General features: G+C 67.7%; 24 protein-coding genes and 1 tRNA gene. 5 read left to right on the forward strand and 20 right to left on the reverse strand.

What is annotated here, in order from left to right; genetic code table 11:
- The 3 genes from ABZ942_RS06955 to ABZ942_RS06965 are packed head-to-tail and all read right to left on the reverse strand — an operon-like array spanning position 1 to position 1,137.
- Positions 1 to 189: a hypothetical protein gene (locus ABZ942_RS06955; protein WP_357379793.1), complete on the reverse strand. Its 189-nt coding sequence runs from the start codon at positions 187 to 189 to the stop codon at positions 1 to 3.
- A gap of 55 nt (positions 190 to 244) precedes the next feature.
- Positions 245 to 706: a DUF2752 domain-containing protein gene (locus ABZ942_RS06960; RefSeq protein ID WP_357379794.1), complete on the reverse strand. Its 462-nt coding sequence runs from the start codon at positions 704 to 706 to the stop codon at positions 245 to 247.
- Between the two features lie 53 nt (positions 707 to 759).
- Positions 760 to 1,137, reverse strand: coding sequence for a glyoxalase superfamily protein (locus ABZ942_RS06965; RefSeq protein WP_357379795.1), 378 nt, complete (start codon positions 1,135 to 1,137; stop codon positions 760 to 762).
- Between the two features lie 75 nt (positions 1,138 to 1,212).
- On the opposite strand from ABZ942_RS06965, the gene ABZ942_RS06970 reads away from it, so the two are divergent.
- Positions 1,213 to 1,494 carry a hypothetical protein gene (locus tag ABZ942_RS06970; protein ID WP_357379796.1) on the forward strand — a complete coding sequence of 94 codons (282 nt, stop codon included), beginning with the start codon at positions 1,213 to 1,215 and terminating at the stop codon, positions 1,492 to 1,494.
- A 240-nt stretch (positions 1,495 to 1,734) separates the two neighbouring features.
- Positions 1,735 to 2,787: an alpha/beta hydrolase gene (locus tag ABZ942_RS06975; protein WP_357379797.1), complete on the forward strand. Its 1,053-nt coding sequence runs from the start codon at positions 1,735 to 1,737 to the stop codon at positions 2,785 to 2,787.
- 228 nt (positions 2,788 to 3,015) lie between these two features.
- On the opposite strand, the gene ABZ942_RS06980 is transcribed toward ABZ942_RS06975, so the two are convergent.
- The 4 genes from ABZ942_RS06980 to ABZ942_RS06995 all read right to left on the reverse strand — a co-directional run bounded on the left by ABZ942_RS06980 (position 3,016) and on the right by ABZ942_RS06995 (position 6,460).
- Positions 3,016 to 4,293, reverse strand: coding sequence for a sigma-70 family RNA polymerase sigma factor (locus tag ABZ942_RS06980; RefSeq protein ID WP_357379798.1), 1,278 nt, complete (start codon positions 4,291 to 4,293; stop codon positions 3,016 to 3,018).
- A 15-nt stretch (positions 4,294 to 4,308) separates the two neighbouring features.
- The gene (locus tag ABZ942_RS06985; RefSeq protein WP_357379799.1) at positions 4,309 to 4,728 is read right to left on the reverse strand and encodes a YciI family protein; all 420 of its coding nucleotides are present in this window, start codon (positions 4,726 to 4,728) and stop codon (positions 4,309 to 4,311) included.
- A 368-nt stretch (positions 4,729 to 5,096) separates the two neighbouring features.
- Positions 5,097 to 5,172: transfer RNA gene (locus tag ABZ942_RS06990), tRNA-Thr, on the reverse strand.
- Positions 5,173 to 5,254: 82 nt separating this feature from the next.
- On the reverse strand, positions 5,255 to 6,460 hold the full coding sequence (locus ABZ942_RS06995) for a DNA polymerase III subunit delta' (protein WP_357379800.1): 1,206 nt from the start codon (positions 6,458 to 6,460) through the stop codon (positions 5,255 to 5,257).
- Between the two features lie 119 nt (positions 6,461 to 6,579).
- Here ABZ942_RS06995 and ABZ942_RS07000 point away from each other — a divergent pair, with 119 nt between their 5' ends.
- Positions 6,580 to 7,125 (forward strand): DJ-1/PfpI family protein, encoded by a 546-nt coding sequence (locus ABZ942_RS07000; protein WP_357379801.1) that lies wholly within the window; start codon positions 6,580 to 6,582, stop codon positions 7,123 to 7,125.
- 45 nt (positions 7,126 to 7,170) lie between these two features.
- Here ABZ942_RS07000 and topA read toward each other — a convergent pair whose 3' ends face one another.
- On the reverse strand, positions 7,171 to 10,023 hold the full coding sequence (gene topA, locus ABZ942_RS07005; protein ID WP_357380347.1) for a type I DNA topoisomerase: 2,853 nt from the start codon (positions 10,021 to 10,023) through the stop codon (positions 7,171 to 7,173).
- A gap of 375 nt (positions 10,024 to 10,398) precedes the next feature.
- Positions 10,399 to 10,605 (reverse strand): cold-shock protein, encoded by a 207-nt coding sequence (locus tag ABZ942_RS07010; protein WP_011206895.1) that lies wholly within the window; start codon positions 10,603 to 10,605, stop codon positions 10,399 to 10,401.
- Positions 10,606 to 11,041: 436 nt separating this feature from the next.
- On the opposite strand from ABZ942_RS07010, the gene ABZ942_RS07015 reads away from it, so the two are divergent.
- Positions 11,042 to 13,414 (forward strand): DEAD/DEAH box helicase, encoded by a 2,373-nt coding sequence (locus ABZ942_RS07015; protein WP_357379802.1) that lies wholly within the window; start codon positions 11,042 to 11,044, stop codon positions 13,412 to 13,414.
- A gap of 312 nt (positions 13,415 to 13,726) precedes the next feature.
- On the opposite strand, the gene ABZ942_RS07020 is transcribed toward ABZ942_RS07015, so the two are convergent.
- The 7 genes from ABZ942_RS07020 to ssd all read right to left on the reverse strand — a co-directional run bounded on the left by ABZ942_RS07020 (position 13,727) and on the right by ssd (position 18,931).
- Positions 13,727 to 14,092 carry an Rv3654c family TadE-like protein gene (locus ABZ942_RS07020; RefSeq protein ID WP_357380348.1) on the reverse strand — a complete coding sequence of 122 codons (366 nt, stop codon included), beginning with the start codon at positions 14,090 to 14,092 and terminating at the stop codon, positions 13,727 to 13,729.
- Positions 14,093 to 14,295: 203 nt separating this feature from the next.
- The gene (locus ABZ942_RS07025) at positions 14,296 to 14,610 is read right to left on the reverse strand and encodes a TadE family type IV pilus minor pilin (RefSeq protein WP_357379803.1); all 315 of its coding nucleotides are present in this window, start codon (positions 14,608 to 14,610) and stop codon (positions 14,296 to 14,298) included.
- Between the two features lie 62 nt (positions 14,611 to 14,672).
- On the reverse strand, positions 14,673 to 14,837 hold the full coding sequence (locus ABZ942_RS07030) for a DUF4244 domain-containing protein (RefSeq protein ID WP_357380349.1): 165 nt from the start codon (positions 14,835 to 14,837) through the stop codon (positions 14,673 to 14,675).
- Positions 14,838 to 15,040: 203 nt separating this feature from the next.
- On the reverse strand, positions 15,041 to 15,664 hold the full coding sequence (locus ABZ942_RS07035) for a type II secretion system F family protein (protein ID WP_357379804.1): 624 nt from the start codon (positions 15,662 to 15,664) through the stop codon (positions 15,041 to 15,043).
- Positions 15,665 to 15,805: 141 nt separating this feature from the next.
- Positions 15,806 to 16,597 carry a hypothetical protein gene (locus ABZ942_RS07040; RefSeq protein WP_357379805.1) on the reverse strand — a complete coding sequence of 264 codons (792 nt, stop codon included), beginning with the start codon at positions 16,595 to 16,597 and terminating at the stop codon, positions 15,806 to 15,808.
- A 40-nt stretch (positions 16,598 to 16,637) separates the two neighbouring features.
- Positions 16,638 to 17,822 carry a TadA family conjugal transfer-associated ATPase gene (locus tag ABZ942_RS07045; protein WP_357379806.1) on the reverse strand — a complete coding sequence of 395 codons (1,185 nt, stop codon included), beginning with the start codon at positions 17,820 to 17,822 and terminating at the stop codon, positions 16,638 to 16,640.
- Positions 17,819 to 18,931: a septum site-determining protein Ssd gene (gene ssd, locus ABZ942_RS07050; RefSeq protein ID WP_357379807.1), complete on the reverse strand. Its 1,113-nt coding sequence runs from the start codon at positions 18,929 to 18,931 to the stop codon at positions 17,819 to 17,821. Before ssd ends, ABZ942_RS07045 begins: the two co-directional genes overlap by 4 nt.
- A 482-nt stretch (positions 18,932 to 19,413) precedes the next feature.
- Here ssd and ABZ942_RS07055 point away from each other — a divergent pair, with 482 nt between their 5' ends.
- On the forward strand, positions 19,414 to 20,220 hold the full coding sequence (locus ABZ942_RS07055) for an HAD-IB family hydrolase (protein WP_357379808.1): 807 nt from the start codon (positions 19,414 to 19,416) through the stop codon (positions 20,218 to 20,220).
- Between the two features lie 503 nt (positions 20,221 to 20,723).
- Here ABZ942_RS07055 and ABZ942_RS07060 read toward each other — a convergent pair.
- The 4 genes from ABZ942_RS07060 to ABZ942_RS07075 form a co-directional block, all read right to left on the reverse strand.
- Complete coding sequence (locus ABZ942_RS07060) at positions 20,724 to 21,467, reverse strand: oxidoreductase (RefSeq protein ID WP_357379809.1); 744 nt, start codon at positions 21,465 to 21,467, stop codon at positions 20,724 to 20,726.
- A gap of 197 nt (positions 21,468 to 21,664) precedes the next feature.
- Positions 21,665 to 23,371 (reverse strand): ABC transporter ATP-binding protein, encoded by a 1,707-nt coding sequence (locus ABZ942_RS07065; RefSeq protein WP_357379810.1) that lies wholly within the window; start codon positions 23,369 to 23,371, stop codon positions 21,665 to 21,667.
- Positions 23,368 to 24,345, reverse strand: a complete 978-nt coding sequence (locus tag ABZ942_RS07070; RefSeq protein WP_357379811.1) for an ABC transporter permease — start codon at positions 24,343 to 24,345, stop codon at positions 23,368 to 23,370. The genes ABZ942_RS07065 and ABZ942_RS07070 overlap by 4 nt, the downstream gene beginning before the upstream one ends.
- Positions 24,338 to 25,264, reverse strand: a complete 927-nt coding sequence (locus ABZ942_RS07075; protein WP_357379812.1) for an ABC transporter permease — start codon at positions 25,262 to 25,264, stop codon at positions 24,338 to 24,340. The genes ABZ942_RS07070 and ABZ942_RS07075 overlap by 8 nt, the downstream gene beginning before the upstream one ends.
- Positions 25,265 to 25,278 lie beyond the last annotated feature (14 nt).

A 25,278-nucleotide genomic window follows, 5' to 3' on the forward strand; every position in this document is an offset into this window, starting at 1 on the left:
TCAGAACACCAGGTAGCGCGAGGCGAGTTCTTCGATGAGGGGATCGTCGTCGGCGACGTGGTCGAGTGCCTCGAGATCGGATTCGACCGAGAGCCGGCGGGGATCGTCCTGTTCGGCGTCCGGCGTGCCGTCTTCGGCGAGCTGGCGCAATAGCTTCGAGCGGACACGGTCCTTCAGCGAATCACTCATGGGTGCAGCTTGCCCGGTCCGCGGCGGGGAAATCACCCGGGCACGCCGGAGCGGATCAGACCGGGGTGAACCAGGTGCCCCACGGCGTATTGCGCAATACGGTGTAGACCGTCAGTAGCGCGAAGAAGGTCCACATCGTGGTGCGGGAGATCGAGGGCAGGCGCATGCGCTGGCCGCGCCAGGCGCGCAGGGTCCAGTCGCTCACCCACAGCACGAAGGCGAGGACCAGCGGAATCGTAAGCAGGTTGCTGTGCACCGCGTCCAGCAGGTGGCCGTCGGTCAGGTTGTGCACAGCGCGCATGCCGCCGCAGCCGGGACACCACCATCCGGTCAGCGCGTAGACCGGGCACACACCGTAGGAGCCGTCGACGTGCGGGTCGCGCACGTGCAGCAGCACCCCGATTCCGATGCCGACACCCGCCACCAGCAGCGGCACTCCCACGCCGCGCAAACCGGGCTTGGTCGGTGCTGATTGCTGCTGCGCCGCCGGTTCCGGTGCCACGTGCGTGCTGTCCACAGCACCAACGGTAACTGCGCGCCACCGGTCACCGCCATACCGATGGCGCGGGCTCAGTCGGGCTGGGCGAAGCGCAGGGTGTTGCCGGAGGGGTCGATCAGCTCGAATCCCGGACCGCCCGGGCCGTTCTCGGGTGGTCCCGGCTTGGCGTAGCGGTACTCCTTGCCTGCTAGCTCGGTATACCAGGCCTTGATGTCGGCCACCGCGATCCACACCACGGTGCCCGGCGTGCCGTCACCGTGATGCTCGCTGAGGTGGAATTTCGCCGCGCCCCGCGAGACCTCGGCGTACAGCGGGAAGTTGTCGCCGAACCGGTGCTCCCAGTCGACGGTGAAACCCAGGTAGTCGCAATAGAATTCGTACGCCCGCGCGACATCGAACATGCGCAATACGGGAATGGGTGCTGCGAAGCCGATCGCATCGGAAGCCACCCGACGATCATCGCACCGGGGTCGGACATGATCGAATATATTCACTATCTTCGCAGGTAGAGTATGATTTCTGTTGTGGATGCCGTTGGTTTTACCCGGCTCGACGGATTCGCGGTCAGCGCGACTCGCAGGCTCGATTTCGGGCATGTGGGGCACTGGTCCGCACCCAAGCATCACGATCTCGACGACGACAGCGGTCGGATGGTCGCGGTAGAAATCGATCCCGGCGACGGTTCCTCGGTGGTGGTCTTCGTCCGTGCGCCCAATCGCAGCGATGTGCCCAGCGACTTCCATCCGGACGACCAGGTGTGCCTGGTGCTGCCCGAGGTGATCGCCGCGTTGTACTCCACGAGTTGAGCGCGTTCGCGGAAACCGTTACTGGATTGCCACTTTCGCGGGCTAACGGGGCCGGGCAGGTGGTGCGATGAAGTGAGCAGAGGCCCATCCTCCACCCGATTTTTTGTGAAAAGAGACGGTGTCACTGCACCGAATTCCGGGTATTCAACCCAGTGAGCCAGAAGTTCCGCTGCGGCGCGCTTGCACTAGCAAGCACTCAGCTTGCACTGTACTGTGGCGGCAGACACAAAGGAGTGCCCGATGCTGGTGAAGTCGATGAAGACTTTGGCGGACGCGCGTAACGGCGCCCTGACCGCCGCCTATCGTGCCGGACTGCGATCACGCACCTTCCGCACCGCGTCGTTGAACGCACCCACCGCACCACTCGAGGTCATCCCGGTCACCACCGTCGACGGCACCCGCCTGCGGGTGCACGCCTACGGCCCCGCCGACGGCGACGTTATCGTGCTGATCCACGGCTGGAGCTGCAGCATCGAGTACTGGAATCCGCAGATCAACACCTTCGCCGACCGGTATCGGGTGGTCTGCTACGACCAGCGCGGCCACGGTGCCAGCGAACTCGGCCGCCGCATGCCGAGCCGGGACACCCTCGCCGACGACCTGTCCGCCGTGCTCGACGCCGCCCTGCGCCCCGGCCAGCGGGCCGTGCTCGCCGGGCACAGCATGGGCGGTATCACCGTGCAGGCGTGGGCAGCTCGCTACCCCGAGCAGGTGGCCCGCCGCGCCTCGGCCGCCATCCTGCTGAACACCACCGCGGGCAATATCCGGTACGACACCGACCTGCTCCCCCTGCTGAACAAGCAGCTCACCGTGCAGAACAAGCCGGTCACTCTACTCGGCGCCCCGGTCCGCCTGCCCACCTTCGTCTCCGAGACCGTGCTCACCAGCCCGGTCCCGCTGCCCGGCGGCTGGCTGGTCGGCGCGGTGCTCAAGGACCGGGTGATGAGCAAGCACGCCACCGCCGACGAGGTGAACTTCGCCCTCGGCATCGTCCGCTCCTGTCGCCCGCTGGCCCGCGGCAAGCACGCCGCCGCCCTGGCCGACCTCGACGTCAGCGACGGCGCCACGCACCTGACCATCCCCACCACGGTCATCTCCGGCAGCCACGACCGGCTGCTGCCGGAACGGATGGCCCGCCGAATCGCCGACACCCTGTCCGGCACCGGCCACCTCGCCGCATACCACAGCTGGCCGACCGGCCACCTCGGCAATATCGAGGCCGCCGACCGCTTCAACGCGGAACTCGAACTGGTAGCCCAGCAGGCCAATCTCCGCACGGCTGTCGCAGGCTGACCCCGCTTGTTCTCCTGGGCTGGTCAACGGCGCCCAGCCCAGGAGCAACACCCCCGTACCGATTAGTTCGTCGGCGCGACGTCGTCCTTACTGACATGGCGCGATGGTAATCGTCAAACTGCCCTGACAACCAGGGAATTCGGCTGCCACGTCATCGAACGGGACATGGTGGCGGCAGCTGCGGGGTGTGTCACCGCCATCGTGTCCCGTTCGACGATGTACCAGCGGTTAGGCCAGGGCGGCGAGCTTGTCGGAGAGGATCGCGCGCTCACGGGTGTTGCCGCACAAGGTGATTGCGCGTGTCAGCTCAGCGCGTGCTTCCGAGTTCCTGCCCAACTGGATCAGCAGTTCGCCGCGCACGCTCGGCAACAGATGCGTACCCGAAAGTGCTGGGGCTGTGGATAACTCGTCGACAATCAGTAGCGCGGCCGCTGGCCCCTGCGCCATGGACACCGCCACCGCGCGGTTGAGATCGACCACCGGTGAGGGGGCCAGTCGGCCGAGGGCTTCGTACAGCAGCACGATGCGATCCCAGGCCGTGTCCTCGACCGACGGTGCGACAGCATGACATTCGGCGATCGCGGCCTGTAGGCCGTAGGCGCCGAGACCTCGGCCGACCCGCACCGCGCGATCCAAGGCCGCGCGGCCGCGGCGGATCGCGGCGCGATCCCAGCGACGACGATCCTGCTGCGCCAACAGGATCGGGTGTCCGTCCGGTCCGGTGCGCGCGGGAAAGCGGGCCGCGGTGAGCTCGAGTAGCGCCAGAAGTCCCTGTGCCTCAGGCTCGTTCGGCACCAACCGGGCGAGCACCCGGGCCAGCCGCTGCGCCTCGCCCGCGAGCTCGGATCGGATCAACTCACTGCCGGAACTGGCCGTGGATCCCTCGGTGAAAATCACATACACCACGTTGAGCACCGAGCCGAGCCGCGCGGCCCGCTCCTGCGCCGACGGCACCTCGAACCGCACCCTGGCCGCGGCCAGCGTCTTCTTCGCCCTGGTGATCCGCGCCTGCACGGTCGCCGTCGGCACCAGGCATGCCTTGGCGATCTCGTCGCTGGTCAGACCGCCGATGACGCGCAGCGTGAGCGCGACCCTGGCGTCCCTGGACAGCGTCGGGTGGCAGGAGATGAACATCAGCGCGAGGATGTCGTCATCGATCTGGTCCGGATCCCACAGCACGTCGCCGGTGGGCTCGGCCGGTTCGCTGCCCGAGACGGCACCGCCCTCGCCCAGGTTTCGGGCGAGCGCGATGTACCGGTCGTCGAGGGCGGAGCGCCGCCGGAACGCGTCGATCGCACGCCGCCTGCCGACGGTGAGCAGCCACCCAGCGGGATTGCCCGGCACCCCGTCGCGCGGCCAGGTCACCAGCGCTTCGGCCAGCGCCTCCTGCGCGAGGTCCTCGGCGAGCGAGAAATCACCGGTGTAGCGCGCCAGCGCACCGACGATCCGCGCGGATTCGATCCGCCAGACGGCGGCGACGGCCGCACGACCGGTGTGCTCGGCCATCGCCCGCCGTCCCGCTCAGAGCTGACCGGTGGCTTCGCGCCACACCCGCTCCTTCTGAATCCACTCGTTGTCCTGCGGGAATTCGTCGATCGAGGAAACTCGCCTGATCTCGGTCTTGAAGCCGGGCCCGGCTATCGGCATGCGCTTGGCCCACTCGATCGCCTCCTCCTTCGACGCCACATTGAGGATGTAGAAGCCGCCGAACAACTCCTTGGTCTCACCGTAGGGGCCGTCGGTGACGATGGGCGGCTCGGCGGCGAAGTCGACGACCACCCCCTCGGCCGCATCCGCGAGCCCCTCGGCCGCGAGCAGCACCCCGGCCCGGATCAACTCCTCGTTGAACCGCCCGACCGTCTCCAGCATCTTCTCGAAGTCGATCTCGCCCATCCCCGCATACGCCTCGTCCGTCGCGCGCATCACCAGCATGTACTTCATGGTTTCGTCTCCTAGGTTCGTCCGGGTCCCCTGTGGACCCTTTCATCCATAGGTCGAACGGGGAACGCCGAAGATCGACACGGCCCGGAAATTTCTTCTTCGCGCACGTCGGCGTGATTCTGAGCGATGTCATCGCCGGTGGTCAGCCAGACGCTGGATAGGCCAGAGCACCGCGGCGGAATGCTCGGCGGCGTCGGTGCACGTGGCCACAGCCGAGTGCATCACCCCGCAGATGCCATGAACCGCGCAGTCAGCAATCCCCGCTGATCAGCCGGGCACGTCGAACGACTTTGTCGGGACTTCGGTGGGAGTTCAGCCAGAGAGGCCGAACCCCGTTGCGACCGAAAATCGGCCCGCAACTGGGAGTATGGAGCCGCCTGCGAGAATCGAACTCGCGACCTTTTCATTACGAGTGAAGCGCTCTACCGACTGAGCTAAGGCGGCGTGCCTTTCGGCGTGGCGAGTCTATCGTCTTGGGGGGTGGATCGCGAAAACGGGTGGTCACCGCGGGCGGACCCAGGTGATGTCAGCCGGATTGGGCGGCCATCAGGGCGGCGGCCAGGGCGGCCAGGGCGAAGCGGGGTTTGACGTTGACGTCGAGGGCCTCGCGGCAGGCCAGGACGGCGTCGATGGATTTGAGCAGGCCCTCGGGGCGGACGCGGTCGGCCAGGTCGTGGATCTGGTCGGACATGTCGGGGTGGGTGAGGGCCACGCCGGAGCCGTTGCGGGCGGCACCGAAGCGGACCGCGAGTGCGTCGCGGTAGACGCCGGCCACGTCGATGAGAGCGCGGTCGAGCGAGTCGCGCCCGGTGCGGGTGGCCCGCGACTTCTGGCGTCGCTCCAGGTCTTTCAGCACGCCTGCGGAACCGCGGGTGGCACCCGCCGCGCCCTTGCCGGTGCCGCCCGCGCCCATCGCAGTGGCCAATTCTTCGCGCTCGCGGTCGTCGCGGCCCGCGCTCATCTGTTTGGCTTCGTCGTCGGCGGCCTTGACCAGCTCGTCGGCGGCGGCATAGGCGGCGCCGGGTTTCGAGGCGGCGGCGACCAGGGCCAGCGCCCGTTGACGGCGTTCGCGCGCTTCCGCGTCGGTAGCCAGGCGGCGGGCTCGGCCGACATGGCCGCCGCTGATCGAGGCGGCCCAGTTCGCGGTCTTCTCGTCGAGGTTGTCGCGCTCCCGCAGCACCTGCGCGATGGCAGGCACCGAGGGCGTCACCAGATGCACATGCCTGCAGCGCGAGCGCAGGGTGACCGAGATGTCTTCGGGATCGACCGACGGCGCGCACAGCAGGAACACCGTCCGGTCCGGCGGCTCCTCGACCACCTTCAGCAGTACGTTGCCGGCGGCCTCGGTCAACCGGTCGGCGTCCTCGATGACGACCACCTGCCACCGGCCGGTGCTCGGCCTGCGCGAGGCGATCTGCACGATCTCGCGCATCTCCTTGGTGCTGATGCTGAGCCCCTCCGGGACCACCCGGCGCACGTCGCCGTGCGTGCCCGCCATGGTGGTGGTGCAGGCATGGCAGCGACCGCAGCCCGGCGTGCCGGGGTCGGTGCACTGCAACGCGGCCGCAAAACACAGCGCCGCAACGGATCTGCCCGATCCGGGCGGACCGGTGAACAGCCATGAGTGCGTCATCGCCCCCTGGACGACCTCCGCGCGGGCCGCGACCGAGGCAGTCGTGAGCGCGGACTCGACCGCATCCTGGCCGACCAACCGATCGAAGACACCTGCCACGCCGTACACCCTAGCCGCCCGCACCGACACGGATCGCCCGGTCGGGTGCGGGCGACGCGCACACGGCTATTGACCGTGCCGACTGCCGGGCGGATCCTCGAGAAGGAGGTGGAATCATCGTGAGAATCCTGTTGATCACCGGCGATGCGGCCGAAGACCTCGAGGTCATGTACCCGTACCAGCGCCTACTCGAAGAGGGCCACGAGGTACACATCGCGGCCCCCGCCGTCAAGAAGTTGCAGTTCGTGGTGCACGACTTCGTCGACGGCTTCGATACCTACACCGAAAAGCTCGGGCACAGTTGGCCTGCCGACGTCGCGTTCGCCGACGTCGATCCGGTCGGCTACGACGCGTTGGTCGTGCCGGGCGGCCGGGCACCGGAGTACCTGCGCAACAACCCGGACTGCCAGCGCCTGGCCCGGCACTTCGCGGAGGCGGGCAAACCCATCGCCGCGCTGTGCCACGGACCGCTGATCCTCGCTGCCGCCGGCGTGCTGGTCGGCCGCTCGTGCAGCGCGTACCCGGCGTTGGCCCCGGATATCGAGGCGGCCGGTGCCAAGTTCGTGGACAGCGAGGCCTACGTCGACGAGAACATCGTCACCGGTCGCGCCTGGCCCGATCATCCCGCGTGGATGCGTGAATTCCTCAGGGTGCTCGGCAAATAACGCGAAATCCGGTCACGGGCCGGGCGGTCCGCCCGGCCCGTGAACTCAGGAATTCCCGACGCCGGTCTTCTTCGCCGCCGACTTCTGCGCGGCGGTCTTCTTGGCGACCGTCTTGGTGGTCGTCGACTTGCTCGCCGTCGCCTTCTTGGCGGTGGTCTTCTTCGCCGCAGTCTTCTTGGCGGGCGCCTTCTTGGCCGCCGCCTTCTTCTTCACCGGTCCGCGCGCCCGGCGATCGGCGAGCAGTTCCATCGCCCGCTCCGGGGTGATCGACTCGATCTCGTCGCCCTTGCGCAGCGTGGCATTGGTCTCGCCGTCGGTGACGTACGGACCGAACCGTCCGTCCTTGATCACCATCGGCTGGCCGGAGGCCGAGTCGGTGCCCAACTCGCGCAACGGCGCCGCGGCGGACGCCTGCCGCCCGCGCCGCTTCGGCTCGGCGTAGATCTTCAGCGCCTCGTCGAGCGTGACGTCGAAGATCTGATCCTCGCTGGTGAGCGAACGAGAGTCGGTGCCCTTCTTCAGATATGGGCCGTAGCGGCCGTTCTGCGCCGTGATCTCCTCGCCGGAGGCCGGATCCGCGCCGACCACGCGCGGCAACGACAGCAGCTTGAGCGCGTCGTCGAGCGTGACCGAGGCCAGGTCCATCGACTTGAACAGCGACCCGGTGCGCGGCTTGGGCGCGACCGCCTTCTTCGCCGTCTTCTTGGCGGGCGCGGCCGTTTCCTCGGCGGCGGGCTCGGGCAGCACCTCGGTGACGTACGGGCCGAAACGTCCTTCCTTGGCGACGATTTCGTGCCCGGACGTCGGATCCGTGCCCAGCGAGCGACCCTCCTGCGGCGTCGAGAACAGCTTCTCGGCGACCTCGATGGTCAGCTCGTCCGGTGGCAGATCGTCGGGCAGGTTGGCCCGCTGCGAGATCGAATTGCCTTCGGGGTCATCGGGATTGACGACCATCCGCTCCAGGTACGGCCCGTACCTGCCGACCCGGACGACGACGTCGCGTCCCTCTTCGTCGGCAAAGAGCTTGATGGAGTTGATTTCTCGCGCGTCGATGTCATCGAGTCGCTCGCCTACCATCTTCTTCAGCCCGCCCGAGCGCGCCACCGAACCCTCGGCGCCGGTCTCGCCGCCGAAATAGAAGCTGGACAACCAACTTCCGCGCTGCTCGCGGCCACCGGCGATGGCGTCGAGATCGTCCTCCATGCCCGCGGTGAAGTCGAAGTCGACCAGTCGGCCGAAATGCTCTTCCAGCAAACCGATCACGGCGAACGCCACCCACGACGGCACCAGCGCGCTGCCGCGCTTGTACACATAGCCGCGATCGAGAATCGTCTTGATGATCGACGCATAGGTGGAAGGTCGGCCGATGCCGAGCTCTTCGAGCGTCTTGATGAGCGAGGCCTCGGTGTATCTGGCGGGCGGATTCGTGCTGTGCCCATCGGGATTCAGCTCGACCGCGGTGACGCCCTGGCCCTCGGCGAGCGCGGGCAGCCGGGATTCGGCGTCGTCGGATTGACCGCCCGCCTCCTCGTCCACGCTCTCCACGTAGGCCTTGAGGAAGCCCGCGAAGGTGATGGTGCGACCAGAGGCGGAGAACACGCATTCCTCGCCGGTTGTCGCGGTGCCGGTGATGCGCAGGGTCAGCGTGGTGCCCCTGGCGTCAGCCATCTGCGAGGCGACCGTGCGCTGCCAGATCATCTCGTAGAGCCGGAACTCGTCGTTGTCCAGCCGCGCGTGCAACTGCCCCGGGGTGGCGAAGGTGTCGCCGGCCGGGCGGATCGCCTCGTGGGCCTCCTGCGCGTTCTTCACCTTGCGGGTGTATTGCCGCGGTGTCGGATGCACATACTCGGTGCCGTAGAGCTGCGTCGCCTGCGAACGGGCCGCGGCGATCGCCGACTCCGACAGTGTGGTCGAGTCGGTACGCATATAGGTGATGTAGCCGTTTTCATACAGCCGCTGCGCGACCCGCATCGTGCGCTCGGAGTTGAAGCGCAGCTTGCGCCCGGCCTCCTGCTGCAGCGTCGAAGTCATGAACGGCGGATACGGCTTGCGGCTGTACGGCTTGGCCTCCGCGGAGGAGACCACCAGATCGGCGCCGTTGAGCGCCTGCGCCAGGCGGTGCGCGTAAGCCTCGTCCAGCACGACCACCCCGGAGGCGGTCTTGAGCTGGCCGTCCGAGCTGAAGTCGCGACCGGTCGCGACGCGCGCGCCCGCCACGTTCACCAGCCGCGCCCCGAAGGTCCGCGGGTTGCTGGTGTCACCGTCTTCGCCCGGGCCCGCGTCGAGTTTCGCGGCGATATCCCAGTATTCGGCGGAGCGGAACGCCATCCGCTCGCGTTCGCGCTGGACGATCACCCTGGTGGCGACCGACTGCACCCGGCCCGCCGAGAGCCGGGGCATGACCTTCTTCCACAGCACCGGACTGACTTCGTAGCCGTACAGCCGGTCCAGAATGCGGCGGGTCTCCTGCGCGTCGACCAGATCGTTGTCGAGGTCTCGCGTGTCGGCCGCGGCCGCCTGGACCGCGGGCTCGGTGACCTCGTGGAACACCATCCGCCGGACCGGGATCTTGGGCTTGAGCGTCTCCAGCAGGTGCCAGGCGATCGCCTCGCCCTCGCGGTCGGGGTCGGTGGCGAGATAGAGCTCGTCGGCGTCTTTCAGCAAGCTCTTGAGCTCGGCGACCTTGGCCTTCTTATCGGGGCTCACCACATAGATGGCCTCGAAGTCGTGGTCCACGTCGACGCCGAGGCGCGCCCAGGACTCACCCTTGTATTTGGCGGGGACGTCCGCCGCCCCCCGTGGCAAGTCCCGGATATGTCCCACCGACGCCTCGACCGTGTAGTTACGGCCTAGGTACGGCGCTATCTTTCGGGCCTTGGTTGGGGACTCGACGATCACGAGACGACGCAGGGGACGGCCCTGGTCGGCTGCACCGCGGTCTCGTGTTGCCACCGGCGAATACACCTTTCCTGTCGACCCGCGCTGACGCTTTTCGGCGCTGTGCACGGCTGGGGCAAGCGGGGACGACGGCTGGGCGTCGCCACCAGACACGTTTATACCTTGACGCTACGTGTGGTCGAGTGCTTGCGACTTGAACCACAGAGCGTACGCGCGTCACTGCGAATCAGTATGCCTTGTGTTCAGGCCTCCGCTGCGCCACGGCGTGTTCACAACGCCCTGACCTGAGTCGCCGGGTGTGTCTTTGCCCTAGATATAGCTCGTCCCCCACCTCCGGGTTACCGGCGGTGAGGGACGAGTGTTGGATGGCGTCGCTCAGCTGAGCGCGCGAACTCCGGTGGCCTGCGGGCCCTTGGTGCCCTGGCCGACCTCGAACTCGACCTTCTGGTTCTCTTCGAGGGTGCGGAAGCCCGAACCCTGAATTTCGGAGTAGTGGACGAAGACGTCAGCGGAGCCGTCCTCGGGCGCGATGAAGCCGAACCCCTTCTCCGCGTTGAACCACTTCACAGTTCCCTGTGCCATTCTGTTCCTTCTCTTTTCTTACCGGAACGGCGGACAACTGGGTTCGTCCACCGGGCCCGTTCCGACCGCTGTACTGTTGGTTCCCCCTGCAGGAAAGCACCAAGCACACCGTTCGCAACATCGATCCTGCTGACGGTTTGGACTTTGGATCCGACCCTCGAACACAGAAGCTTGCGACCAGGAACCAGTGAACCATGTCTCCGAGCAATTCAACAGTCGAGTTACCGACAATTTGCAAAAAAGTTGATCTTGCGAATGCGCAGGTGAGGGACACAATGCCAGAATCCAGACTTGAGGTTCGTTTGCCTCCCGATAACCGAGCGGGCGTATGGCAAACAGCCTGTGACCCAGGTCGCTATTTGGTATCGAATTGGCAGGTAGGGCTTCCTAACCGCGCACGTTTCACACTTTCTCAGCGTGTCGCGGCGCGCGCCGCATGAATCCGACGAACTCGACCGCCCGTGCGGCACTCCCTAACGACCTCGGCTACGGGACATCGTTGCTGAATCGTGTCCTAGCCGGCGCACCCGCTGACGACCCTCGGCTAACCCATGTGGTCGAGCTATCCGCACGCGCCGCCGAGGTCACCACCTGGCCCGATTGGACATCGCCAGAGGTGATCTCGGCATTACAGGACACCGGAGTGGCCGCGCCGTGGAGTCATCAGACCCGCACCGCCGACCTCGCCTTCGGCGGCGCCAACGTTGTGGTCAGCACCGGCACAGCATCCGGTAAGTCGATGGGATATCAGCTGCCGGTATTGACCGCGCTGCGCGAAGACCCACGTGCCACCGCTATTTATCTGTCACCTACCAAAGCGCTCGGCGCGGATCAGCTGCGTGCGGTCGGCGCGCTGACTCATGAGGGACCGCTGCGCGATATTCATCCGGCGACCTATGACGGCGATACGCCTGCCGAGATCAGGCAGTGGGTACGGGCGAACGCACGCTGGGTTTTCACCAACCCCGACATGCTGCATCTCGGCATCCTGCGCTCGCATCAGCGCTGGGCACGGGTGCTGCGCAGGCTGCGGTACATCGTCGTCGACGAATGCCATGCCTATCGCGGCGTATTCGGTTCGCACGTGGCGCTGGTGCTGCGCAGGCTGCGCCGGATCGCCGCGCGTTACGGCGCCGACCCGGTGTTCGTGCTGTGTTCGGCCACTACGGCGGATCCCGCGGCCGCCGCGTCCCGGCTGATCGGGGCGCCGTGCGTCGCGGTCACCGAGGACGGGTCGCCGCAGGGGCCACGCACCGTCGCGTTGTGGGAGCCGCCGCTGCTCACCACGGTGACCGGCGAAAACGGCGCACCGGTCCGGCGGGCGGCCACCACGGAGGCCGCGCGGATCATGGCCGACCTGGTGGTCGAGGGCGCGCGAACGCTGACCTTCGTGCGGTCGCGGCGGGCCGCCGAGCTCACCGCGATGGATGCGCGGCGGCTGCTGAGCGAGACCGATCCGAGCCTTGCCGAGCGCGTTGCCGCCTATCGGGCGGGGTATTTGGCGGAGGATCGGCGCGAGCTGGAGACGGCGCTGTCGGACGGTTCACTGCTCGGCGCGGCGACCACCAACGCGCTCGAGCTCGGGGTCGATATCGCCGGGCTCGATGCCGTGGTGATCTGCGGTTTTCCCGGGACGGTCGCGTCGTTCTGGCAGCAGGCGGGGCGGGCGGGGCGGCGCACCCAAGGGTCGTTGGTACTGCTGGTGGCCAGGGACGATCCGCTGGACACCTACCTGGTGCACCATCCGGAAGCGCTGCTGGACAAGCCCGTAGAGGCCACCATCACCGATCCGCGCAACCCTTATGTGCTGGGTCCGCAATTGCTCTGCGCCGCGTTGGAGCTGCCGCTCACCGACGTGGAGGTGGACGAGCTCGGCGCGCGCGAGGTGCTCACCGGTCTGGCCGAGAAAGGGCTGATCAGGCGGCGCGCGGTCGCGGGCGACGAGGAGCGCGGGCGCTGGTACGTCACGGCGGAGACGCAGCCGCACGACGCCGTGGATGTCCGCGGTGGGATCGGTACGCCGGTGGCCATCGTGGACGGGGAGACCGGCAGATTGCTCGGCACGGCCGATGCCGGTCGGGCGCCGGCGACGCTGCATCAAGGCGCCGTTCACCTGCATCAAGGCGATACCTATGTGGTCGACGAGCTGGATCTCGAGGACGGTGTCGCGTTCGTGCACGGCGCCGAGCCCGGGTGGACCACCAGCGCTCGGTCGGTCACCTCGATCGCCATCGACGCGATGACCGACCAGCGCCGCCACGGCCATGTGACGACCGCATTGGCGCAGGTCAGGGTGACCAGCCAGGTGGTCGGTTATTTGCGGACCCTGGTCACCGGCGAGGTGCTCGACCTGGTCGAACTCGACATGCCCGAGCACACGCTGCCGACCAGGGCGGTGCTGTACACGGTCAGCCCGGAGTTGTTGGCGCTGGCCGGAATCGACGCGGCGGACGTGCCGGGTGCGTTGCATGCCGCCGAGCACGCGGCGATCGGGCTGTTGCCGCTGGTGGCGACCTGCGACCGGTGGGATATCGGCGGGGTCTCCACCGCCGAGCACCCGGATACCGGGCTGCCGACGGTATTCGTCTACGACGGCCAGCCGGGTGGGGCCGGCTTCGCCGAGCGTGGGTTCGCCCAGCTGCAGCGGTGGCTCTCGGCGACCCTCGCCGTCATCGAGTCCTGCGCCTGCGCCGCGGGCTGTCCGTCCTGCGTACAGTCGCCCAAGTGCGGAAACGGGAACCACCCGCTCGACAAGACCTGCGCCGCACGGTTACTCACCGCGGTGCTGGCCGAGCTGTCGGTCAGGTGACGGGCCGAGCTCGGTCCGTGACGGTGCCGAGCTCGGCTTGTGCTCGAATAGCGACCTGACCTGTGCGATCACCGGCACAGGCGGCTGCCGGCGGTGCGGACCGCGGTCCGGGCAGGGTAGCCGAATAAAGAGGAATGTATTCAGGTTAACTGAGCTATTGCCACATCGTCGCCTGCGTACATGCGCATTCATTCGATTCTTTATCCGCATACCTGCGGACAATTGTGCCGTCTGAAATTATTTGGCCAGGGCAATTGCCAATTTCCGCCACTCGCGACAACCCGGAAGTGCGCGTCTGCACTTAGGTTTCTCTCAGTCTTCTACCGGTCCGGCGCGTGCGACAGCGCGCACCATGCGTACTCCTAACAGACCCATTGGTACATTCCTGTTAACAATCACAGTTGCGTCCCACTCGGCGACTTCACACCCTTCCAACTGCACCCCCATCCGCCGCGCAACCACACCCGCCTCGGCACACCCCGCATCGCCCCCTTCGGCCAATGCCCCCGCCGCCGCGAGCGCCGCCAAATCCGCCGCCGCCTGCGCCCGATGCCGAGTGACAACCACCACACCCACCTGCCCCACCATCAGCGTCCCCGCGATAAGCCCGGCCAGCGCAAGACACGCAAACACCGTCGCGGCCCCACCCTCACCCCGAAGCCGCGCAGGCGCACCCACCCGGCCACCACGATCCGGCCACCGACGCCCAGACAACGGCCGAGAACACGCAGCCCACACCCGAACAGCGCCGCCGCCCGCACGCTGCCCGGCGGGTGGCGATCGATGACGCAAGCGCGCCAAGGCGCGCACGATCGCACCTCGCCGACACGCGGCCCCTCGCGCGCTGACGCGCTGCACCTGCGGTTCCCGCCGACAGGCGATCACGGTGTTGTCCCGGGCTCGCGTGACGCGACAGCATCCGCGTGGAGGGTCAGCAGGGGCAGAAGAGGGGTTCGGGCGGTGACTCGGGCGATTACCTGGCTGCCTTCGCTGTGCACCGAGATGTCCGCGGTTGGTGGTGCGACACGGCGTGCGGCCGAGATCGCGTTCGCTTCGTCGCCGCGGGCCGACAGCCGCGCTGCCTCGCGAGCGGCGTCGACGCAGCGCACCTGCGTCGACGCCGCCAGCAATGCTCCGATACACAGCACGACAGCGACGACAAGAGCGGCGAGGGCGATCGCCGCCTCTACCGTCACCGATCCTCGATCATCCACGAGAGACGTTGCACCACAACGACTTACCCTGTGCAGTGACGTAACTACACGGCGGTGTTGAGGGCCCGATCGATGATCTTCGTCAGCGCGTTCACAATGCTGTCGCCGGTCACCACCCCGTACAGCACGGCACCGAACGCCGCGGCGGCGATCGTGCCGATCGCGTACTCCGCTGTGCTCATCCCGTCGTCGGCGATCACCGCGTGCATGATTCGCAAACGCAGCTCCGTATATACAGCCCTCGAGCCGTGGCTCGCGTGGCTCGTCAATCGCTCGATCCGCACCTGATTCCCCTCTCACCTCACCCCGCGCGGCCGATCCGCACAGGCATGTTCCGATGGGCCGTGCGGTCCTTGCGTACACGGCTCCGGTCGTGCCCCGCTTGCTCACGACGCTCCGCACGGACGCTCGCTCACAGCAGTCCGCCGCCGAGCACTCGTCCGGCCAGTCCGATCACCACCGGGACGATGCCGAGGCAGACGAAGGCGGGTAGGAAGCAGAGTCCGAGTGGACCGCCGATCAATACTCCGGCTCGCTCGGCTCGTGCCGCGGCGGCATCCTCGACCGCGGCCCGACGTTGTTCGGCCAGCTCGCCGACGGCGACCGCCAGCGAGGCGCCCGACCGCGCCGACCGTCGCGCCATCCGTGCCAGTGACTCGACTTCCTCGGTACCCGCGCGCCCGGCTCCGTCTGCCGCCGCACGCTCCCATGCCGTCGCGGCATCGGCACCGAGCGCGAGCAGGTCTGCGGCCCGTCGCAGCGCCTCCCCCAACGGTTCCGGCGCCCCGGGCGCCACCGCCCGAGCCGCGCCCGCCATCGGCAGCCCTGCTCGCAGACACGCTGCCAGCAGGTCGAACACCGAGGCCGATGCGAGCGGGTCCAGCTTCTGCTTGGACGCAGGGGTGGTGGTTTGCGTGACCTCCCGCTGCCGAAGGGCCCGCAGGCGACGGCTCACCGCGACCCGGCCCGGCAACAGGATCAGTGCGACCGCAAGCAGCAACGCCGGCAGTGCCGGACAACTTACCGACAGCTCCACCCAGAGCCTCCCCACGCACGTTGTCAGACGAATATTCCTCTAGCGCAAGGTAAGTCGTGAAATGCGAAACCGAGCCTGTCGCGGATGACGAATTCGTTTGCCGCGCAATGGTTTGTCCGCACCGATGCGAATTGACTTGCTTCATACGAGCACCTTTCGGGTGATGACATCGGTCCACAGCAAGCCCGAGCACGCGAGGGCGGCGCCTAGTGGCAGCAGGATCGTGCCCGCCGACGACGCGAAGAGGACGTGTAGTGGCGCGGCGCCCATCAGTTGGCCGAGACCGATGCCGAGGAGAGGCAATGCCGCAAGGACGGTGGCCGTCGCGCGGGCACCGGCGAGGGCGGCGGTGGTGCGGCCGTGGAAACGGATGCGGCCCACCAGGTCTGTGCGTGCGGCGGACAACAGCTCAGCGAGCGCGAGTCCGTGCCGCTCGGCCACCTGCCATGCGTCGGCGATGCGGGAGAGCTCGCCGGCCACGATGGAGTCCGGATGCCGTAGTCCCTCGGCGGCGGAACCGCCCAGCCTGCTGCGTCCGGCGCTCACGGCGAACGCCTTGGCGGACTCACCCCGAGCCTCACTCGCCGCGACCTCGGCAGCGGCACTCGGATGCGCACCGACTCGCAACTCGCCGATCACCGCCTCCAACGCGTCCAGCAGATGGGCGCATTCGGCGTTCCTGCGCCGATCCCGACCCGCTCGACGAACCCGGAATCCCACCGTCCCCGCCACCATTGCCGCCGCAACGAACGGACCGAGCCCGACCACCAGCACAGCCGCGACTCCGCCGCAGGCAATCCCCCGAAGTACCGTGTCGCGCCGCACTCTTCCAGCCTCGATCGGCTCCACGAACAGATCGTCGAATCGACGACGCGAAGTCGAAGCCGGCACCGTGAGCAGTGCCAGCGCGAGACACGTCAATGCCATGGTCATCGGCTGACCCGCTTCGGTGTTGTGCCCGTCCGTTCGGCACTCATCGGTCGAGCCTTTGGTCGAGGAGCCGAGTAAGGTCGCCGCAGGCGGGGGCCGGGGCGGATTCGTGCCAGGCGGGGGCGATGCGGACGCGGCCGTCGGCGTCGCGGTGGACCAGGCCGATCTCGCGCAGCCCTCGGGAGCCGTCCGGCCGCCGGTGCACGTGCAGGACGATCTGGACTGCGGCGGCGAGTTGACTGTGCAGGGCGGCGCGATCCATGCCACCAAGGGCCGCAAGGGCTTCCAGACGCGCCGGTACCTCCTGTGGCGAGTTCGCGTGGACTGTTCCGGCGCCGCCGTCATGACCGGTGTTCAGCGCGGTCAGCAGGTCGACGACCTCGGCGCCTCTGACCTCGCCGACGACGATGCGGTCCGGTCGCATGCGCAGGGCCTGTCGCACCAGGTCGCGGACGGTCACCGCGCCGACGCCCTCGACGTTCGCGGTGCGCGCGACGAGCCGCACCACATGCGGGTGGGGCGGTGCGAGTTCGGCGGCGTCCTCCACACAGACGATGCGCTCGCGCGGTTCGACCTTGGCGAGCAGGCCGGAGAGCAGCGTCGTCTTGCCCGCGCCGGTACCACCGACCACCAGGAACGCCAATCGCGCCTGAATGATCCGCTCCAGCAGTCGCTTTGCCTCGGGCGGTACCGCACCGGCGGCCGCCAATGCGTCCAAGCCCTGGGTGGCGGGCCGCAGCACCCGCAGCGACAGGCAGGTGCCACCGTGTGCGACCGGCGCGAGTACGGCGTGCAGTCGCACGCCGAACGAATCACCCAGCGCCGCTCCGGTTCCGGACAGCCTGCCGTCCACCCACGGCTGCGCGTCGTCGAGCCGCCGGCCGGCCGAGAGGGCGAGCCGTTGCGCGAGCCTGCGCACCGCCGCCTCGTCCGGAAAGGTGATCGAGGTCTTCTCCAGACCGTGCCCGCGATCTATCCACACCGCATCCGGACCGGTCACCAGCACATCGGCGACCTGTGGATCGTGCAGCAGCGGCTCGAGCACCCCGGCCCCGGTCATCTCGGTCTGCAACAACCGCAGCGCCCGCAGCAGATCCGTGTCCCCGAGCACCCCGCCCGCCTCGGCCCGAATAGCGGCGGCCACCTGCGCCGGATCCGGATCCCCCGCGCCACCGGACAACCGCTCCCGTACCCGATCCAACAGCTCGGACGTCACCAACGCACTCATCGCCGCTGCCCCGCAGGCGCGCTCAAGACACCGAGTACCGCGTCGGCGGCATCGCGCAGCGGGCCGCGCCGATGCACGGTCAACCCGCCGCGTTCCAGGCGGGCGGCCAAACCGGATTGAGCACGGACGGCGGCGAGCAGCGGGAGGTCGAGCACCTCGGCCACCTCCGGGCCGCGCAAACCGCCGGGCGCGGGGCCTCGGACTATCAAGCCCTGGTTGGGGTTTCGACGCCCGATGTGCGCGGACACGGCTTCCGCGGCGGCAACCGCGCGTAACCGTGCCGGAACGACCAGCACGACCAGGTCGGCCGAGTCGAGCATCTGATCGGCATGTGGGCCGCGTTCGCCGGAAATGTCGCAAACCACCAAATCGCCTGCGGCACGGCCTGCTTCGATCACGGCGCGCACGGCGGCGGGTCCGATCTCGCGTGGCAACCGGCCCGCACCGCAGCGGCCGCAGGCGAGCACCGCCAAGCCGGGCGCCGCGGTGGGCAGCGCGGAGTGCAGTGCCGCCGCGGAGACTCTGCCGTCCTCGACGACCAGTTCCGGCCAGCGCAGTCCGGCGCTTGTTTCGATGCCGAGCAGCAGGTCGAGACCACCGCCGAGGGGTGCGCCGTCGACCAGGACGGTGTCGCGCCGGAACCCTTCGGCGGCGGATCGCAACGCAAGCGCGGCGGCCAGAGTCGACGCTCCGGCTCCTCCGGCGGCGCCCGCGACGGCGACAACGACACCGTCTCCCGTGCGGTGTTCGCCGTACTCAGCAAACATCTCGACAAGTCCTTCGGCGGCACCGGGCAGCGCGATAACGCGCTCGGCGCCGACTGCCGCGGCGGCTTGCCAGTCGAGCAATCCGGGTTCGCCGTCGGTGACCAGCACGACGCCGACTCGGCGCAGATACCCGGCTTCGGCGGCCTGCCGGGCCGCGGCTGTGTCCAGGATCACCAATGGCGCTCCGGTCCAGGCGTGCCTGCCGACAGGCAGCGAGCGTTCGTCGAGGGCACGTTCGGCCGCGGCGGCGACGCGACGTACTTCGTCGCGCAGCCGGGAGTCGTGCAGGAGCACCAGTGCCGGTGGCGGGCTGCTGTTGTCCGGCGCCACTTCAAGATTCATGCGGCCGAGCGTGGCCGAATTCGCGCGATGGCAGAAGAGGCGATGCGCCGATTGTGGATAACTCGGGGGTGTGGAGAACTTTTGCGTGCTGCGGCGCGGGATTCGAGGGCTGCCGAGCAGGACGCGAACCGTCCCTTGAATAGAGGACGGCCCCAGCCGGGGGGGGAGGAGGCTGGGGCCGTCGGGTTCAGCCCCGGGGGGTCGGGCTGAACGCGCCTGGACCATGTCCAGGTGCCAGCAATACTACACCCAAGCCCCGCCCACAACGCAAGTCTGTCGCGGCAGAAGTTTACGGCGATTACCTGCTCCGTGGCCGCGGGGCAAACTCCCCGCTCGCGGCCGCGGCTGCGACTCGGAAACCGCCTGCGGACGACACCGGCGCCGTCCCCAGACGATCCCCAGTTCCGTTCCGCGCGACCGCCGCGACGAACACCGCCCGCGCGCGGCCGAAGCGGATCCCGGCGTACGCCTATGCTGGTCGAGTGGACTCACCCACTGCGGACGGACGCGTCGCCGCCTTCTTCGATCTCGACAAGACCGTGATCGCGAAATCGAGCACGTTCGTCTTCAGCAAGCCCTTCTACGCGCAAGGCCTGTTGAATCGCCGCGACGTGCTCGAAAGCAGTTACGCCCACTTCCTGTTCATGCTGTCCGGCGCGGACCACGACCAAATGGAGCGGATGCGCGCCCATCTCACGAACATGTGCGCCGGGTGGGACGTGGAGCAGGTGAAATCCATTGTGGCCGAGACGCTTCACGAGCTGGTGGATCCGCTGATCTACGCCGAGGCGGCCGATCTCATTGCCGACCACAAGATCCGGGGCCACGACGTGGTGATCGTGTCGGCCTCGGGCGAGGAGATCGTCGGCCCGATCGCGGAGGTGCTCGGCGCTTCGCACACCGCGGCGACGCGGATGGTCGTCGCGGACGGCAAGTACACCGGCGAGGTCGAGTTCTACTGCTACGGCGAGGGCAAGGTCGCCGCGATCGAAAAGCTCGCCGCCAGTGAGGGTTACGACCTCGCGCGCTGTTACGCCTACTCCGATTCGGTCACCGATCTGCCGCTGCTGAACGCGGTCGGTCATCCGACGGCGGTCAATCCGGATCGCAACCTGCGCCGGGAGGCGGTCGCCAAAGGTTGGCCCATCCTGACCTTTTCGAATCCGGTGTCGCTGTGGGCGCGCTTCCAGGCGCCGTCGTCCACCACCCTTGCCGCTACCGCGGTGGTCGGCTTGAGCGCGGTCCTCGCCGGCGCGATCAGCTATCGCTTGCTGCGCCGCCGCAGCTGAGGCTTAGCCACCGCGCACCGCACCACGCCCAGCGCTGCTCGAGGGGAAGCGGGGTACTTGCCAAGGGAGTTTGCTGGCGAAACGCCAAGGAAATCACGACCAGGCATTGAACCACGAAACGCCGCTCGACACGCCGAAAATTCAATGTTTTCCCAGCTATTGATGTGAGGGCCATCACAGGGTAAAAAGGTAACTACGGAAGGTCGGAAGGCCAAGGCAGGACCGGAAGAGAAGGTTCAGTCTCCCAACCACCCTTCCCAGCACGGGCACCAGGCACCCACGCGGAGCGCGCCGCGACAAGGGCAGAAGCGTTGTGGGCCTGCGAAATCCGGGTCTTCGTCGGCGAGGGCCTCGCACAGGTTGCGGGGATGAACCGCCGGAGTTCGGACTATCGCCGAGGCCGCAAGAACACAACCCACCCAGCACGCTTGGTAACCGGGTAGTCCGTGCTACGCGGGCGGCGAGGTCGACAACGACAACGCCGCCCGTTTTGATGTCCGGGGTTATCCCGCCGAATCGGCGATCGACGTGGCCTCGCGCGCTCCGTCCTCCAGCGCACCGCAGCACAGCATCACCCAGCTGCCGACCGCGTCCGCCGCACCGCTCCCGAACGCCGCAGCGGCGTCGAGATACGCCTGCCTGCGCCGCAACCAGAAAACCTCGGGCACCCCCAAACTGTGCGGATCCAGCCCACTAGACACCGCCACCAGCCGCGATGCCGCACGCGCCACCACGCCGTCGGCGGTGCCGAACGGCCGTAGCGCGAGCAGTTCCCCGTGCACCACCGCCGCGATCACCGGCGCGGGCGCACTCGACCCGAGCACCGCCTGCACCAGCAGATCGAGCCGCTCCGCCACGCCGGCATCCGCGCGCGGCCTGCCGAGCGACTCCTCGTCCGCCACCAAGTCGGCCGCGGCGAGCAGATGCAGCCGGGCCAGCGCCTGCAACGGCGCCCGCTGCCAGGTGCCGACGAGATTGCGCAGCGCGTCACCGTCCAACGCCTGCCCGACCCGCAACGATCCGGCCAGAATCGGATCACCGACCTGACCGTCGGCGGGCAGCTCGGTGCTGCCGCCGTCGATGGCGGCGGAGGACCGAGCGGCACGCACCGCGGCCTCGGCGGCGGTGGTCGGCCAGCCCCGCCGATTCGCCCTGTGCCGATGCACCTCGGCGAGTGCGTCACGGGCGCGGTCGGCGGCGGCACGGACGCCGGGCAGATCGACAAGGGGCTGTAGCGGATCGGTCACGGCTTACGAGGCTACTTGCGCCCGCGTGAACGCCTTACCCAGCCCGTTCCGGAGCCTGCCGCGGGGTTTTGTCGGCCCCCTGAATGCCGCCAGCTGAGCGGCCGTCAGCATGGCCCGAATCTTCTTACAGCAGCGGCCGCCTCGACCCAACAGGTCGAGGCGGCCGCTTCGCTTGACGCTCTCGGCTAGCCGATTCCTCAGCTCACCAACAGATCTCGGCCCGGAATGGCATCCAACAGCCGCCGCGTGTACTCCTCCCGCGGACTGTCGAAGACCTCTTCGGTCGATGCTGCCTCGACCACCTTGCCGGTCTGCATGACCAGCACGTTGTCGGCGATCTGCCGGACAACGGCCAGGTCGTGGGTGATGAAGACATACGACAAACCGAGTTCGGCCTGCAGATCGTTCAGCAACCGCAGGATCTGCGCCTGCACCAGCACGTCGAGCGCGGACACCGCCTCGTCACAGACCACGACCTCGGGCGAGAGCGCGAGGGCGCGGGCGACGGCGACACGCTGCCGCTGACCACCGGACAACTCGTTCGGGTACCGGCGCATCACGGTGGACGGCAACGACACCTTGTCGAGCAGCTCACGCACCGTGGCCTCGCGCTCCTTCGGTGAACCGATGTTGTGCGTGCGCAACGGCTCCTCGATGGTGCGGTAGATCGAGTACATCGGGTCCAGCGAGCCGTACGGGTCCTGGAAGATGGGCTGCACCCGGCGCCGGAACGCGAAGGCGCTCTTGCGATCCAGCTTCGCCACTTCCTTGCCGTCGAACACGACCTTGCCCGAGGTGGGCTCGAGCAGACCGAGAATCATCTGCGCGACAGTCGATTTGCCCGAACCCGATTCGCCGACGATGGCGGTGGTGGTGCCACGCCGCAGCCGGAACGAAACATCCTGCACCGCAATGAAGTCCGACGACTTCCAGGGCGCGTTGCCGCGGATCTTGAAGGCCTTGGTGAGGTTGTCGACGACCACCACGTCGTCCGGAGCACCGGACAACTCGGTGTCGGCGGCCGCGATCTGCTCGGCCACCTGCACCGCCTGCTCGCGAATCTCGATGCGCTGCTTCACCGAAGACAGCCGCTGCGAGGCGAGCGAGGGCGCCGAGTTCACCAGCCGCTTGGTGTACAGATGCTGCGGTTCACGCAGAATCTGCAGCGCCGGACCGGATTCCACCACGCGCCCGCGGTACATCACGACCAGGTGCTCCGCGCGTTCGGCGGCGAGGCCGAGATCGTGCGTGATCAACAGGACCGCGGTGCCGAGTTCGTTGGTGAGGCCGTCGAGGTGATCGAGGATCTGCCGCTGCACGGTGACGTCGAGCGCCGAGGTCGGCTCGTCCGCGATCAGCAGCTTGGGCCGGCAGGCCAGACCGATGGCGATGAGCGCGCGCTGCCGCATACCACCGGAGAACTCGTGCGGATACTGGTTTACCCGCCGCTCGCCGTCGGACATGCCCGCCTCGTGCAGCAGTTCGATAGCGCGCTGCTTGGCGGCCTTGCCCTTGGCGATCCCGTTGGCCTCCAACGTCTCCCGGATCTGGAAGCCGATCTTCCACACCGGGTTCAGGTTGGACATCGGGTCCTGCGGGACCAGCCCGATCCCGCTGCCGCGAACCGCGACGACATCCTTCTTGGACGCCTTCGCGAGGTCCTTGCCGTCGAACATGATGGACCCGGAGGTCACCTGTCCGGTGCCGGGCAGCAGATTGATGATCGCGTGCGCCGTCGTCGACTTGCCCGAGCCGGATTCGCCGACGATCGCGACGGTCTGGCCCGGATATACCGACAGGTTCACATCACGGACCGCGGGGATCTTCTTGCCGTCCGAGGTGAAACAGACGTTCAGGTCCTTGATTTCGAGCAGTGGCGACTGTGCGCTGCGGAATTCACTCATCGCTTCCTCGCCTTCGGGTCGAGGGCATCGCGCACGGCGTCGCCCAGCATGATGAAGCTCAGCACGGTGAGCGCCAAGGCCGCCGAGGGATAGAACAGGATCGCGGAGGTGCGAATCTCCTTCTGCCCGGAGGCGATATCGGCGCCCCACGACACGATGGTGCGCGGCAACCCGACGCCGAGGTAGGACAACGTCGCCTCGGTGACGATGAAGACGCCGAGCCAGATCGTGGTGACCACGATCAGCGGGCCCGCCGAGTTCGGCAGCACGTGCCGAATCAGCGTGCGTATTCGGGAAACGCCCAATGCCTTTGCCGCCATGACGTAATCACTGTTCTTCGCCTGGATCACCGCGCTGCGTGCGATCCGGGCCGCCTGCGGCCAGGTGAACCCGGCGAGGATGACGATCACGGTCCAGATGGTCCGCGAATCGAGCAGCTGCATGATCACGATCGCGGCCAGCATCAGCGGGATCGCGTAGAAGATCTCGGCGACGCGGGACACGATCGAGTCGAGGAACCCACCGTAGAAGCCGGCCAGTGCGCCGAGCACACCGCCGATCAGCACGAAGGCGATCGTCGAGCCGACCCCGGCCATCACCGAAGCCCTTGCGCCGTACACGGTTCGGGCGTAGATGTCACAGCCCTGCTTGTCGAAGCCGAACGGATGACCCGCGCCGCGCGGATTCATGCTGAAGTCGCCGTTGCAATACCGGGGATCCTGACTGGTGAACAGACCGGGCCAGATCACCACGACGAGCACGAACAGGATCATCAGCGCCGCGACAATGAAGATCGGGTTGCGCCGCAGCTGCCGCCACGCGTCGTACCAGATGCTGCTCGGCGAGCCCTGGTCGACGACCATGTCGGTGGCGAGCACCTCGACCTCGTCGGGCGGCGCGACGAAGTAGGTCTGCCTACCCCGAGCCGCGCTCTCCGCGAGGTCGATTCCTTGTCCTTTGTCGAGGTCAGGCATAGCGGATCCTCGGATCGAGTGCGGCGTAGAGCAGGTCGACGATCAGGTTCGAGACCAAGAAGATGATGATCAGAACCGTGACGAACGAGACGACCGTCGGCGGTTCGCCTCGGGTGATCGCCTGGTACAGCGTGCCGCCGACGCCGGGAATGTTGAAGATGCCTTCGGTGACGATGGCACCGCCCATCAACGAGCCGAGTTCGGCGCCGAGGAAGGTGATCACCGGGATCATCGAGTTGCGCAGGATGTGCACGGTCACCACGCGCGGCCTGCTCAGCCCCTTCGCGGTCGCGGTGCGCACATAGTCGGCGGACATGTTCTCCGCCACCGAGTTCCGGGTCAGCCGCAGCACGTAGGCGAACGACAGCGACCCGAGCACGAACGCCGGGACAAGCAGCTCGGTGAAACTCGCCTTGCCGGTGACGGTCACCGGCGCGATCCCCCACTTCACGCCGAGCAGGAACTGCGCGAGGAAGCCGACCACGAAGATCGGCACTGCGATCACGATCAGGCTGACGACCAGCATGGTCGAGTCGAACAGCTTGCCCTTGCGCAGGCCGGCGATCAGGCCGAACGCCACGCCGAACACAGCCTCGATGACCACCGCCATGGAGGCGAGCTTGATCGTGATGGGGAAGGCGCGAGCCAACTCCGCGCGCACCGGCCTGCCGGAGAAGGCGGTGCCGAAGTCGAAGGTGACGATGCCCTTCAGGTACAGCAGATACTGCATGAAGAAGGGCCGGTCGAGGTGGTACCGCGCGCGGAGTTGGGCCTCCACCGCGGGGGTCATCGGTTTGTCGCCGGCGAGCGCGTGAATCGGATCGCCGGGGACGAGGAATACCAGGGCATAGATGAGCAACGTCGCCCCGAGGAACACGGGGATCATTTGAAGCAGACGCCGCACGATATACCAGGCCATTTCGCCTCCTGGGT

It is taken from the genome of Nocardia sp. NPDC046473 (assembly GCF_040645995.1).
Classification (GTDB): domain Bacteria; phylum Actinomycetota; class Actinomycetes; order Mycobacteriales; family Mycobacteriaceae; genus Nocardia.

Excerpts from the sequence above, each read along its gene's own strand:
- ABZ942_RS06955 (WP_357379793.1), bottom strand. The coding sequence starts at position 189 with ATGAGTGATTCGCTGAAGGACCGTGTCCGCTCGAAGCTATTGCGCCAG.
- ABZ942_RS06975 (WP_357379797.1), top strand. The coding sequence starts at position 1,735 with ATGCTGGTGAAGTCGATGAAGACTTTGGCGGACGCGCGTAACGGCGCC.
- ABZ942_RS06980 (WP_357379798.1), bottom strand. The coding sequence starts at position 4,293 with ATGGCCGAGCACACCGGTCGTGCGGCCGTCGCCGCCGTCTGGCGGATC.
- ABZ942_RS06985 (WP_357379799.1), bottom strand. The coding sequence starts at position 4,728 with ATGAAGTACATGCTGGTGATGCGCGCGACGGACGAGGCGTATGCGGGG.
- ABZ942_RS07010 (WP_011206895.1), bottom strand. The coding sequence starts at position 10,605 with ATGGCACAGGGAACTGTGAAGTGGTTCAACGCGGAGAAGGGGTTCGGC.
- ABZ942_RS07015 (WP_357379802.1), top strand. The coding sequence starts at position 11,042 with ATGAATCCGACGAACTCGACCGCCCGTGCGGCACTCCCTAACGACCTC.
- ABZ942_RS07030 (WP_357380349.1), bottom strand. The coding sequence starts at position 14,837 with ATGCACGCGGTGATCGCCGACGACGGGATGAGCACAGCGGAGTACGCG.
- ABZ942_RS07040 (WP_357379805.1), bottom strand. The coding sequence starts at position 16,597 with ATGACCATGGCATTGACGTGTCTCGCGCTGGCACTGCTCACGGTGCCG.
- ABZ942_RS07045 (WP_357379806.1), bottom strand. The coding sequence starts at position 17,822 with ATGAGTGCGTTGGTGACGTCCGAGCTGTTGGATCGGGTACGGGAGCGG.
- ssd (WP_357379807.1), bottom strand. The coding sequence starts at position 18,931 with ATGAATCTTGAAGTGGCGCCGGACAACAGCAGCCCGCCACCGGCACTG.
- ABZ942_RS07065 (WP_357379810.1), bottom strand. The coding sequence starts at position 23,371 with ATGAGTGAATTCCGCAGCGCACAGTCGCCACTGCTCGAAATCAAGGAC.
- ABZ942_RS07070 (WP_357379811.1), bottom strand. The coding sequence starts at position 24,345 with ATGCCTGACCTCGACAAAGGACAAGGAATCGACCTCGCGGAGAGCGCG.
- ABZ942_RS07075 (WP_357379812.1), bottom strand. The coding sequence starts at position 25,264 with ATGGCCTGGTATATCGTGCGGCGTCTGCTTCAAATGATCCCCGTGTTC.